Source organism: Pseudomonas poae, assembly GCA_028869255.1.
Lineage (GTDB): Bacteria > Pseudomonadota > Gammaproteobacteria > Pseudomonadales > Pseudomonadaceae > Aquipseudomonas > Aquipseudomonas poae_C.
In genome coordinates, this window is the sequence record CP110972.1 from 1,093,193 (window position 1) to 1,105,530 (window position 12,338).

Sequence of the window (12,338 nt, forward strand, 5' to 3'; positions counted from 1 at the left end):
ACCAACGCTTTCGCGAGCAAGCCCGCTCCCACATTTTGATCTTCATCAGCCGCCGAATTGCACGGTGCCCATGGCCAGCTTGGCTATTATCGCCGTCGCACCCAGCTGCACCAGCCACAGCGCCAGTCCACCCAGGAATACGCCCAGCGCTATCTGCAACACCAGGCTTTTCTGGCGCTTGGCTTGCGGGGCAAGAGGGGGGTAGTCAAGCAAATCGTCGCGGTCGGCACGCAGGGGCAGGTCGTCGTTTCTCATAAGGCTCTCACTACTAAGGGGCAGTCAGGGTTCAGTCTAGGGGAGCCAGGCGTTTTGCGACAGGCATTAAAAAAGGGAAGCCATGGCTTCCCTTCGTTCCACGCTGCCCGGGTTATAGAACCTGAACAATCGCCTGGGTCACGGCACCAATGTTCGACTGGTTCAGCGCCGCCACACAGATGCGGCCAGTGTCCAGCGCGTAGATGCCAAACTCGGTGCGCAAACGGGTGACCTGCTCAACGGTCAGGCCGGAGTAGGAGAACATCCCACGCTGGCGGCCGACGAAGCTGAAGTCGTGGCCCGGTGCAGCCTTGGCCAGTTCAGCCACCATCTGCTCACGCATGCCACGGATGCGCAGGCGCATCTCGGCCAGTTCGGCTTCCCACTGGGCGCGCAGCTCAGGGTTGTTCAGCACGGCAGCCACAATCGCCGCACCGTGGGTCGGCGGGTTGGAGTAGTTGGTGCGGATAACGCGTTTGACCTGGGACAGGATGCGCGCGCTTTCTTCCTTGGATTCGCTGACGATCGACAGCGCGCCCACGCGTTCGCCGTACAGCGAGAACGACTTGGAGAACGAGCTGGACACAAAGAACGTCAGGCCCGATTCAGCGAACAGGCGCACCGCCGCGGCGTCTTCATGGATGCCGTCGCCAAAGCCCTGGTAGGCCATGTCGAGGAACGGCACCAGGTTCTTGGCCTTGACCACGTCCAGTACGTTTTGCCAGTCGGCCGGGCTCAGGTCGACGCCGGTCGGGTTATGGCAGCAGGCGTGCAGCACCACGATGGATTGCGGCGGCAGGGCGTTGAGGTCTTCGAGCAGGCCGGCACGGTTGACGTCGTGGGTGGCGGCGTCGTAGTAGCGGTAGGTCTGCACCGGGAAGCCGGCTTTTTCGAACAGCGCCTGGTGGTTTTCCCAGCTTGGGTCGCTGATGGCGACGACGGCGTTGGGCAGCAGTTGCTTGAGGAAGTCCGCACCGATTTTCAGCGCACCGGTGCCACCTACCGCTTGGGCGGTGATGACGCGGCCGGCGCTCAGCAGCGGCGACTCAGCGCCGAACAGCAGCTTTTGCACGGCCTGGTCGTAGGCCACGATACCGTCAATCGGCAGGTAGCCACGGGCGGCGTGTTGCGCCACGCGAATGGCTTCCGCTTCGGCAACGGCACGCAAGAGTGGAATCTTCCCCTCCTCGTTGCAGTAAACGCCCACGCCAAGGTTGACCTTGGTGGTTCGTGTATCGGCGTTGAATGCTTCGTTGAGGCCCAGGATTGGATCGCGTGGTGCCATTTCGACAGCGGAGAACAGGCTCATTTTTGCGGCAGCTCTATGGGGGAATGGAGGGACGTGTCGCGCTCCAGCCGAATGCACTAGAGCGGTGCACAAACGGGGAGTTAGTATAGAGACCATCCCGGCGCAGGGCGACAGCCGAAACGGCTTTTCGGCCAAGTTTTTCGGTTTATTTGCCGACCGTTAGTCTTATTGCAACATTGATCAACGACGGCAGGTAGGACGATTGCCTTGAAACCCGTCACATTCGCCACCACTTCTACAGCTATCATGGTTTTTTCCTGCAGCCTGCGATGAAAATTCGCGGGCTGCTGAGCTTTTCGTCCTCGGCAGCTGTAGGCCTGGGGTGACTTGAAAGAGGTACGTTATGTCGGATTTCCAGCTCGTCACCCGTTTTGAACCCGCCGGCGACCAACCCGAAGCCATTCGCCAGATGGTCGAAGGCATCGAAGCCGGCCTGGCGCACCAGACGCTGCTCGGGGTGACCGGTTCTGGCAAGACCTTCAGCATCGCCAACGTGATCGCACAGATCAACCGCCCGACCCTGGTGCTGGCGCCGAACAAAACCCTGGCCGCGCAGCTGTATGGCGAGTTCAAGGCATTCTTCCCGAACAATGCGGTGGAGTACTTCGTTTCTTACTACGACTACTACCAGCCCGAAGCCTATGTGCCGTCCTCCGATACCTTTATCGAGAAGGACGCGTCGATCAACGACCATATCGAGCAGATGCGGCTGTCGGCGACCAAGGCGCTGCTGGAGCGCAAGGACGCGATCATCGTCACCACGGTGTCGTGCATCTATGGTTTGGGCAGCCCGGAAGCTTATTTGAAGATGGTGCTGCACGTCGATCGCGGCGACAAGCTCGACCAGCGCGAATTGCTGCGGCGCCTGACGAGCTTGCAATACACGCGCAACGACATGGATTTTGCCCGCGCCACCTTCCGTGTACGCGGCGATGTGATCGACATCTACCCGGCCGAGTCCGACCTGGAAGCGATCCGCATCGAGTTGTTCGACGATGAAGTCGAGAGCCTGTCGGCCTTCGACCCGTTGACCGGCGAGGTGATCCGCAAGCTGCCGCGCTTCACCTTCTACCCGAAAAGCCACTACGTGACCCCGCGTGAAACCCTGATGGGGGCCATCGAGGGCATCAAGACCGAATTGGCCGAACGCCTGGAATACCTGCGTTCCAACAATAAGCTGGTGGAAGCCCAGCGCCTGGAACAGCGCACCCGTTTCGACCTGGAGATGATTCTGGAGCTGGGTTACTGCAACGGCATCGAAAACTACTCGCGCTACCTGTCGGGGCGCGATTCCGGTCAGGCACCACCGACCTTGTTCGATTATTTACCGGACGACGCGTTGCTGGTGATCGACGAGTCCCACGTCAGCGTGCCGCAGGTGGGGGCGATGTACAAAGGTGACCGCTCGCGCAAGGAAACCCTGGTGGAGTACGGGTTCCGCCTGCCGTCGGCACTGGATAACCGGCCGATGCGCTTTGACGAGTTTGAAAGCATCAGCCCGCAGACCATCTTTGTCTCGGCCACGCCGGGTAACTACGAGGCTGAACACGCCGGGCGTGTGGTTGAGCAACTGGTGCGCCCGACGGGGCTGGTCGACCCGGAAATCGAAATCCGCCCAGCGCTGACCCAGGTCGATGACCTGCTCTCGGAAATCACCAAGCGCGTGGCCCTGGAAGAGCGCGTGCTGGTGACTACGCTGACCAAGCGCATGTCCGAAGACTTGACCGACTACCTGGCCGACCACGGCGTGCGTGTGCGCTACCTGCACTCGGACATCGACACCGTGGAGCGCGTGGAGATTATCCGCGACCTGCGCCTGGGCACGTTTGATGTGCTGGTGGGCATCAACCTGCTGCGTGAGGGCCTGGACATGCCGGAAGTGTCGCTGGTGGCGATTCTGGATGCCGACAAGGAAGGCTTCCTGCGTTCCGAGCGCTCGCTGATCCAGACGATCGGCCGGGCCGCCCGTAACCTCAATGGCCGGGCGATTCTCTACGCGGATCGCATCACCGGCTCCATGGAGCGTGCGATTGGCGAGACCCAGCGTCGTCGCGACAAGCAGATCGCCTTCAACCTGGAAAACGGCATTACGCCCAAGGGCGTGTTCAAGGACGTCGCCGACATCATGGAAGGCGCCACCGTGCCGGGCTCGCGCAGCAAAAGCGCAAGGGCATGGCCAAGGCCGCCGAGGAAAGCGCCAAGTACGAGAACGAATTGCGCTCGCCGAGTGAGATCACCAAGCGCATCCGGCAGCTGGAAGAGAAGATGTACCAGCTGGCGCGTGATCTTGAGTTCGAGGCGGCGGCGCAGACGCGCGATGAGATTGGCAAATTGCGTGAGCGGTTGCTGGCTGTTTGATTGGCGGTGGCTGCGCTGGTCTCATCGCGGACAAGCCCGCTCCCACCTTTGATTTGTGAAAGCGGTCAACAGGTGGGAGCTGGCTTGCCTGCGATGGCGGCACCTCGGTCTGCCAGAATCACCCACGCAGGTGTTACCATTCGCCCCTTGTTTGAATTTTCAGTTATATCGCCCATTCGAGACCTGCCATGACCACCGTCCGCACGCGCATCGCGCCATCGCCTACTGGGGATCCCCACGTCGGTACTGCCTACATCGCCTTGTTCAACTACTGCTTTGCCAAGCAGCACGGCGGTGAATTCATCCTGCGGATCGAAGACACCGACCAACTGCGTTCGACCCGTGAGTCGGAACAGCAGATTTTCGATGCCTTGCGCTGGTTGGGCATTACCTGGGCGGAAGGCCCGGACGTCGGCGGCCCGCATGGCCCGTATCGCCAGAGCGAGCGCAGCGACATCTACAAGCAGTACACCCAGCAATTGGTCGACATGGGGCACGCCTTCCCGTGCTTCTGCACCGCCGAAGAGCTGGACCAGATGCGCGCCGAGCAACAGGCCCGTGGCGAAACCCCACGCTACGACGGCCGCGCACTGCTGCTGTCCAAGGAAGAAGTGGCCCAGCGCCTGGCCGCCGGCGAACCGCACGTTATCCGCATGAAAGTGCCGAGCGAAGGCGTGTGCGTGGTGCCGGACATGCTGCGCGGTGACGTCGAGATCCCGTGGGACCGCATGGACATGCAAGTGCTGATGAAGACCGACGGCCTGCCGACGTACTTCCTGGCCAACGTGGTCGATGACCACCTGATGGGCATCACCCACGTACTGCGTGGCGAAGAATGGCTGCCGTCGGCGCCCAAGCTGATCCTGCTGTACGAATACTTCGGCTGGGAACAGCCGCAGCTGTGCTACATGCCGCTGCTGCGTAACCCGGACAAGAGCAAGCTGTCCAAGCGCAAGAACCCGACCTCGGTGACCTTCTACGAGCGCATGGGCTTTATGCCGGAAGCGATGCTCAACTACCTGGGCCGCATGGGCTGGTCGATGCCGGACGAGCGCGAGAAGTTCTCGCTGCAGGAAATGGTCGATAACTTCGACCTGTCCCGCGTCTCCCTGGGCGGGCCGATTTTCGATATCGAGAAGCTGTCGTGGCTCAACGGCCAGTGGCTGCGCGACTTGCCGGTGGAAGAATTCGCCAGCCGTGTGCAGCAGTGGGCGTTGAACCCTGAGTACATGATGAAGATCGCGCCGCTGGTGCAGGGCAGGGTGGAGACGTTCAGTCAGGTCGCCCCGTTGGCCAGCTTCTTTTTTGCCGGTGGCGTGAACCCGGATGCCAAGCTGTTTGAGTCCAAGAAACTCTCGGGCGACCAGGTTCGCCAACTGATGCAGCTGATCCTGTGGAAGCTCGAAAGCCTGCGCCAGTGGGAGAAGGATGCGATTACTGCGACGATCCAGGCGGTGGTCGAGTCCCTTGAACTGAAGTTGCGCGATGCTATGCCGCTGATGTTTGCCGCGATCACCGGGCAGGCCAGTTCGGTGTCGGTGCTGGATGCGATGGAAATTCTCGGCCCGGATCTCACGCGTTTCCGTCTGCGCCAAGCCCTTGATTTGCTTGGTGGTGTGTCGAAGAAAGAAAACAAAGAGTGGGAAAAGCTGTTGGGCGCTATCGCCTGAGCAAGCGGCTGAAACGACGAAACCCCGGTTTTCCGGGGTTTCGCCGGTAAGTGATTGTTATCCCGGCAAAAAATTTTGGAATTTGTTGAAAATAAATTTGACACACTTCCAAACCGCCATTAAGATTCGCCCCGTCCTCACCGATGAGGGGCTATAGCTCAGCTGGGAGAGCGCTTGCATGGCATGCAAGAGGTCAACGGTTCGATCCCGTTTAGCTCCACCAATTTACAGGTTCAAGGTCTGGCCACACTGTCCTTGAATTGATCAGGTCTCAGCGCTGATCAGATGTACAGAAGGTTTTGTCCCCTTCGTCTAGTGGCCTAGGACACCGCCCTTTCACGGCGGTAACAGGGGTTCGAGTCCCCTAGGGGACGCCAGTTTCAACAAGCAGCTCGAAAGGTCTGCTGCGCCGCCAGGCGAAAAATCGGGGCTATAGCTCAGCTGGGAGAGCGCTTGCATGGCATGCAAGAGGTCAACGGTTCGATCCCGTTTAGCTCCACCAATTTACAGGTTCAAGGTTCCGGCCACACCGTCCTTGAATCGATCAAGCTAACGCAAGAGCAGCTTGGTCTGTTGTACAGAAGGTTTGTGTCCCCTTCGTCTAGTGGCTTAGGACACCGCCCTTTCACGGCGGTAACAGGGGTTCGAGTCCCCTAGGGGACGCCACGATTACCCGCTCTGCGGGATTTTTAAGGGTCATTCAATTATTGAATGGCCCTTTTGTTTGTCTGGCGTTTGGCCAATTCTCTCCTCACTTCACGTCGCCTGTCCTGACCAGCGGTCATGCCTGTCGCTTGCGAAATATTATTATGGTAATAATATTCAACCCATGAAAGTCGGAGGCAACGATGAACGATAAAAAAGCGCAAACCCGCGAACGCATTTTGCAAGCCGCCAGCGCCGCGTTGATCCAGCGCGGCCCGGCCGAGCCGAGCGTGGGTGAAGTCATGGGTGCGGCAGGGCTGACCGTGGGTGGGTTCTACGCGCACTTTGAAAGCAAGGACGCGCTGATGCTGGAAGCCTTCACACAGCTGCTGGCCCGGCGTCGTGCGTCCATCGACGATATGGATACACAGCTCACCGGCGAAGAGCGCAGGGGGCTGGTGGCGGCGTTTTATCTGTCGCGCAAGCACCGCGACTCAACGGCGCAAGCGTGCCCGATCCCGGCCACCGTGGGCGAGATGGCCCGCCTGCCGGACGCGTTCCGCGAAGCATTGAACGAGCATGTGGAGCTGATGGCCGCGCAACTTGCCGCCAGCCCCGAAGACACCGATAAAGCCCTGGCCGATATGGCGCTGATGATCGGTGGCCTGGCGCTGGCACGCGCTTTGGGGCCGGGTGAGTTGTCGGACCGCGTACTGCGCGCTGCCAAGTCGGCCGTGCGATAGGAAGAGGGCCTGCAGGATGGGCACGTTAACCTGGCTTCGTCGTTTCAACGGCACACTGGGGCACTTGGCACCGCAAACGGTGGCCAACAAGATGCGTCGTGCCTTTATGACGCCACGCGACCTGCCGCCGCGTGACTGGGAATTGCCGCTGCTGGCGCAATCGGAGCGCATTACCTTACGGTTCGGCCTCTCGGCCCTGCGCTGGGGCCAAGGCCCGGCAGTGTTGTTGATGCACGGCTGGGAAGGCCGGCCCACCCAGTTCGCCAGTCTGATCACCGCCTTGGTGGACAACGGTTACTCGGTGATTGCCCTGGATGGCCCCGCCCATGGTCGTTCGCCGGGGCGTGAGGCGCATGTGCTGCTGTTCGCTCGGGCCATGCTCGAGGCGGCGGCCGAGTTGCCGCCGCTGCAGGCGGTGATCGGCCATTCCATGGGCGGCGCCAGCGCCATGCTGGCGGTGCAGTTGGGGCTGCGTACCGAGGCGTTGGTGAGCATCGCCGCGCCCTCGCGTTTCCTGGATGTGCTGCGTGGGTTTACCCACATGGTCGGTTTGCCGGCGCGGGCACGGTCGGCGTTTATCCAGGAGGTGGAGCTGACGTTCGGCATGCCGCTCAAACACTTGGATGTCGCGCATTACCAGATGAATCTGCCCGGGCTGATCGTGCACGCCGAAGACGACACTTTCGTTCCGGTCAAAGCCTCCCAAGCCATCCACGAAGCCTGGTTCGACAGTCGGCTGCTGCGCCTGGAGCAGGGCGGCCATCAGAAAGTGCTGGCTGACCCCCGGGTGATCGACGGCGTGCTGACGCTGTTGGCCGGTCGGCGTTTACAGGAGCGGCAAACCGCCTGATACACTGCCCCCGCCGACATTAATCGACTGGGAGCACCGCATGGGCTGGGATTTGGCAACGCCGTTTATCATCGATCTGCAGGTCGCCCCTGAAGACATCGACGGGCTGGGGCACGCCAATAACGCGGTGTACGTGTCCTGGCTGGAACGCTGCGCCTGGCGTCACTCCCAGCGCCTGGGGCTGGACCTCACCGAATACCGCCGCCTGGATCGTGCCATGGCCGTGGTGCGCCACGAGATCGACTACCTGGCGGCGGGCTATGAGGGCGACGAGCTGCAATTGGCCACCTGGATCGTGGACTGGGACCAGCGCCTGAAAATGACCCGCCGTTTCCAACTGGTACGCCCGCGTGACGGCGTGACCTTGCTGCGCGCACAAACCACCTTTGTCTGCATCGAGCTGTCCTCCGGCAAGCCCAAGCGCATGCCTGCGGAGTTTCTCGACGGTTACGGCCCTGCGCTGACAGGGGGTTAACAGTCGCTGTAGGAAACCCAGTAAACTGCGCCACGATTTTTGTTGAGTGTTTTCCATGCAAATTGCTTTGGCGCCCATGGAGGGGTTGGTCGACAACATCCTGCGGGACGTATTGACCCGTGTGGGCGGTATTGACTGGTGCGTGACCGAGTTTATCCGCGTCAACGACCGTCTGCTCACCCCTGCCTACTTCCACAAGCTGGCCCCGGAGCTGCTGCACGGTGCCCGCACCGCCGCCGGCGTACCGCTGCGCGTACAGTTGCTGGGCTCCGACCCGGTATGCCTGGCGGAAAACGCCGCCCTGGCCTGCGAGCTGGGCTCCCAGGTCATCGACCTGAATTTTGGCTGCCCGGCCAAGACCGTCAACAAGTCCCGGGGCGGGGCGGTGCTGCTCAAGGAGCCGGAGCTGCTCAACCAGATCGTCGAACACGTACGCCGCGCCGTACCGGCGCATATCCCGGTCACCGCCAAGATGCGCTTGGGTTTTGACAGCCCGGACGGCGCGCTGGTCTGCGCAACTGCCCTGGCTGAAGGCGGCGCGGCGCATATCGTGGTGCATGCGCGCACCAAAGCCGATGGCTACAAGCCGCCGGCGCATTGGGAGTGGATCCCGCGGGTGCAGGATGTGGTCAAGGTGCCGGTGTTCGCCAACGGCGATATCTGGAGCGTTGAGGACTGGCGGCGCTGCCGGGAAATCAGCGGCGTTGAAGACATCATGCTCGGTCGCGGCCTGGTGGCCCGCCCGGACCTGGCCCGGCAGATTGCCGCAGCGCGGGCTGGCGAGGAGGTGGTTGAGATGACCTGGGCGCAGATGCAGCCCATGTTCCAGGAGTTCTGGCGCCAGTGCGTGGCGCAGTTGACTGAACGTCAGGCGCCGGGCCGGTTGAAACAATGGTTGGCGATGCTGACCCGCAACTATCCTGAGGCGGTGGAGTTGTTTACCGCACTGCGCCGGGAAACCGATCTGCTGGAAGTAGGACGTTTATTAGGTGTAAGCCAGAAGCCGCCTGAGGGAGCGGGGCTGTAATATCAACTTTATATATATCTACGTTTCAATGTTTACCTCCAAGGGCGCTTAGGCGCCCTTTTTGTTGTCTGGATTAACCGGTGTCGCCAATAATGTCAGTGTGAGGGTGAGTGGCGATCAAAGGGATGGGTTTCTTTGTGTGTGTAAAAAAGAGTGTTGTTTTGAATTTAATATTGCAAGGGTTTTAGTGTTTTACGTTGCGCGTGGCTAGAGGTTTATTTGTGCGCGCAGTAACTAACATAAGCGCGTCTTACTATTAAGTTCGGATGGTTTCATCAAATTTCGCTAAGCGCTGACTGTTGCGCTTTGTATCGGATTTTCGTCATTGAAAGCACGGCCGATCATGATTTTTTCGTAGGTGTCCATAAGAAAAACTCACGGATGCCCGATTGGTTTCCTGATATGAGCTGGAATAATCGGAACTCAAAGGTCAGGCGCCCCACGAATGTAGGGAGTGTGAACACTCGAGCGTATTTTTAAATCCCAATGATGATGAAGGTTTCTCGGGCCGTTTATCGGTTCAGAGGAGCGCTGAGCAAGGATAAGTGTATGTCCAATCTGCCGATTAATAATTCCGTGTCGATGAATCATAACTATCTTCCGCAAGACCGGGAGAGGCCGGTAGTTGATAAAATGCCTAATCAGTTGCTGTCCAAAACATTTGAAAATCCATTGGTTCTTGATAATGGAGCGGGGCGAAACGACGCTACCGTTATGGTAAGCAGGGACGCCCTGGAGCGTTTGTTTGACATGTTTGAGTCGGCCTTCCGGGCTATACGAAGCATGTTGTCGGGCCACGGCCTGCCCAAGCCGATGCCTGAGGGGTTGCTACCGAAAGCCCAGCCAGAAGTCGACCTTAAGGAGAAGTTACTCAAAGATATTGCATCGAAGATGAGTCCGGACGTGGCCGCGAAGCCGAAGCTTTCTTCAGAGGGCAAATCCGATTCGAAGTTGCCTGTAAAACCGCCTTTGGAGAAAGCCGGGACGCAGGTGGATGGCCTGCCAACAGTGCGGGCGGAGGGCAAATCCGATTCGAAGTTGCCTGTAGAGCCGCCTTTGGAGAAAGCCGGGCCGCAGGCAGATGGCCTGCCAAAGGTGCGGGCAGAGGGCAAATCCCAATCACCGGCGAATGCTGTCAGCGACCTCAAGATGCGGTCGGAGGCGGGCCTGATCACAAAAATAGTGCCTGGCGAAGCGACAGCGGTACAGCGGGATAAGGCTCAGGAGAATAAGCAGGCGTCTGATGTCAACGTGACGGTTCAGATCATCAACTGCGGCTTCCATCAGCATGAGATGAGTACTATCTCGAATAAATCAAAGTTCGACCGCCAAATCCCGGTGGTGCCGAACACGCCGGTCACGCCAAAGTCGGACGGCCAGAGCCCGGTGGTGCCGAACACGCCGGTCACGCCAAAGTCTGACGGCGAGAGCCCGGTGGTGCCGAACACGCCGGTCACGCCAAAGTCTGACGGCCAGAGCCCGGTGGTGCCGAACACGCCGGTCACGCCAAAGTCTGACGGCCAGAGCCCGGTGGTGCCGAGCACGCCGGTCACGCCAAAGTCTGACGGCGAGAGCCCGGTGGTGCCGAGCACGCCGGTCACGCCAAAGTCTGGCGGCGAGAGCCCGGTGGTGCCGAACACGCCGGTCACGCCAAAGGCTGATGGCGAAACCCCGGTGGGGCCAAATACTCCCCTCACGCCCAAGGCCGAAGCTCAGCCTTCGGTAGTTCCCCTGCCCGAGCTCACACCGGACACCCAATCCCGATTGACTGCGACAGCTCCCGGGCCAGCCGATGAGCACCTTGGTTGATGTGTTCCAGAGTCGTAACCGCAACCGATTCGACAACTTCTGGAGCAGAACGGCCGCTCGCTAAAGGCGTGCGTAAGTTAGGCCGGTCTTTTTAGGCTGGAAACTGATGAAGTCGTCCCCTGGGCTGTGGGTAGCAAGGGGGGCGCCTTAGAAAGGTGAGTGTATGTCCGCAATAGCAATTAATAATAAGTCCGTCATCTGGCAAGGCTGTCCACCGATTGACTCGCGCGCCGCAGTTACCGTGAGGGGCGTACAGGGGGCTTTTGATTCTTTAACCCACACCCCTTTAATCCGAAGCCACAAAAAGAACGTGGGTTACGCCACCGGCGAGGACCTCCCGACAGTGCTTATGAGCCTGATGCGAAACATCAGACCGCAGGCTATCCATCTAAAACAACTGCTCGGGCACCTGCGTCATCGCGCCATGATTGCCGCCCCCCTCGTGTCCCAGCTGCCGCCTCAGCCGCTGGCGACAGCGTCGATCGGGGGCGATCTTCCCGATCTATCAAGCAAGCGTAATGGGGCCCAGTCCGATGATATCTGGGGCGGTTTCCGTCAGGGGCCTGGTGGAAATTGCGTGACGGTCTCGGCCATCAAGGTGGCGATGGTGAAATTTGGGCAGAGCCCGACGGATATCTTTGAAGACGTTCAAAAAGAGGGAGATGGCTATCGGGTGGTGATGCGCGATGGGTATGTTCTTCAATTGAGCAAGGCCGAGTTGGACACGGCGGCGCAACGCTCGAAGTTTGTCGGCCGCGATAAAGAAGCACTCAAAGATGCTCATTTTTTGTTCGCGGTAAGCGCTAAAAGGGCCCAGTTGGAAAACAACGATGGCTATGCAGGTATGGGCTTCAGGGCCGCGATACACAGCCTCAATGATGGTGAAGATGAACAGGGTCCCGGTGAAGGTTTGCTGCGATTGGGGTTAAGGCAGCACATCAAGCGTGTGCCTGTCAGTGAGCTGGCGAGTGGTGTGCTCGGTATGGTCAATCGGCGGGGGCATTCGGCGGCCGTGATCAATGGTGTTGAAGAGTTGTATGGAAAAAAAGGGTGGCCTCCGACAGGGGGGTATGCAGTAGCGCTGAAGTAATAGTTGCCGGTTAAGTCTCGAGCCAGTCAGCAACTTTTTCATCCGGGGTTGATGCATTGATGGCTGTTTGAACTTTGTTGTTTGCAGTGGCTCGCTTGTTAATTTTA

At 59.7% G+C, this 12,338-nt stretch carries 9 protein-coding genes, 4 tRNA genes and 1 pseudogene; 12 read left to right on the top strand and 2 right to left on the bottom strand.

Going from position 1 to position 12,338, the window contains the following annotated elements:
• Positions 1-45 precede the first annotated feature (45 nt).
• Together LRS56_05115 and LRS56_05120 are read right to left on the bottom strand one after the other, a co-directional pair.
• Positions 46-255 (bottom strand): hypothetical protein, encoded by a 210-nt coding sequence (locus LRS56_05115; protein ID WDU63912.1) that lies wholly within the window; start codon positions 253-255, stop codon positions 46-48.
• 112 nt (positions 256-367) lie between these two features.
• A complete protein-coding gene (locus tag LRS56_05120) occupies positions 368-1,564 on the bottom strand; it encodes an aspartate/tyrosine/aromatic aminotransferase (GenBank protein ID WDU63913.1) in 1,197 nt (398 codons plus the stop codon).
• 343 nt (positions 1,565-1,907) lie between these two features.
• Here LRS56_05120 and uvrB point away from each other — a divergent pair.
• The 12 genes and pseudogenes from uvrB (at position 1,908) to LRS56_05180 (ending at position 12,231) form a co-directional block, all read left to right on the top strand.
• Positions 1,908-3,922: pseudogene (uvrB, locus tag LRS56_05125) on the top strand (excinuclease ABC subunit UvrB).
• A gap of 188 nt (positions 3,923-4,110) precedes the next feature.
• Positions 4,111-5,592 (top strand): glutamate--tRNA ligase, encoded by a 1,482-nt coding sequence (gltX, locus tag LRS56_05130; GenBank protein ID WDU63914.1) that lies wholly within the window; start codon positions 4,111-4,113, stop codon positions 5,590-5,592.
• A 147-nt stretch (positions 5,593-5,739) separates the two neighbouring features.
• Positions 5,740-5,815, top strand: a tRNA-Ala gene (locus LRS56_05135).
• 78 nt (positions 5,816-5,893) lie between these two features.
• Positions 5,894-5,969: transfer RNA gene (locus LRS56_05140), tRNA-Glu, on the top strand.
• A gap of 49 nt (positions 5,970-6,018) precedes the next feature.
• A tRNA-Ala gene (locus tag LRS56_05145) sits at positions 6,019-6,094 on the top strand.
• 88 nt (positions 6,095-6,182) lie between these two features.
• A tRNA-Glu gene (locus LRS56_05150) sits at positions 6,183-6,258 on the top strand.
• A 182-nt stretch (positions 6,259-6,440) separates the two neighbouring features.
• The gene (locus LRS56_05155) at positions 6,441-6,980 is read left to right on the top strand and encodes a TetR/AcrR family transcriptional regulator (protein WDU63915.1); all 540 of its coding nucleotides are present in this window, start codon (positions 6,441-6,443) and stop codon (positions 6,978-6,980) included.
• A 16-nt stretch (positions 6,981-6,996) separates the two neighbouring features.
• Positions 6,997-7,830 (top strand): alpha/beta fold hydrolase, encoded by an 834-nt coding sequence (locus LRS56_05160; protein WDU63916.1) that lies wholly within the window; start codon positions 6,997-6,999, stop codon positions 7,828-7,830.
• A 40-nt stretch (positions 7,831-7,870) separates the two neighbouring features.
• A complete protein-coding gene (locus tag LRS56_05165) occupies positions 7,871-8,305 on the top strand; it encodes a thioesterase family protein (protein ID WDU63917.1) in 435 nt (144 codons plus the stop codon).
• Positions 8,306-8,360: 55 nt separating this feature from the next.
• On the top strand, positions 8,361-9,332 hold the full coding sequence (locus LRS56_05170; GenBank protein WDU63918.1) for a tRNA-dihydrouridine synthase: 972 nt from the start codon (positions 8,361-8,363) through the stop codon (positions 9,330-9,332).
• A 549-nt stretch (positions 9,333-9,881) separates the two neighbouring features.
• Entirely contained in the window at positions 9,882-11,141 is a 1,260-nt protein-coding gene (locus tag LRS56_05175; GenBank protein ID WDU63919.1) for a hypothetical protein, read from the top strand.
• 349 nt (positions 11,142-11,490) lie between these two features.
• Entirely contained in the window at positions 11,491-12,231 is a 741-nt protein-coding gene (locus LRS56_05180) for a hypothetical protein (protein WDU63920.1), read from the top strand.
• The last annotated feature ends 107 nt before the right edge of the window (positions 12,232-12,338 follow it).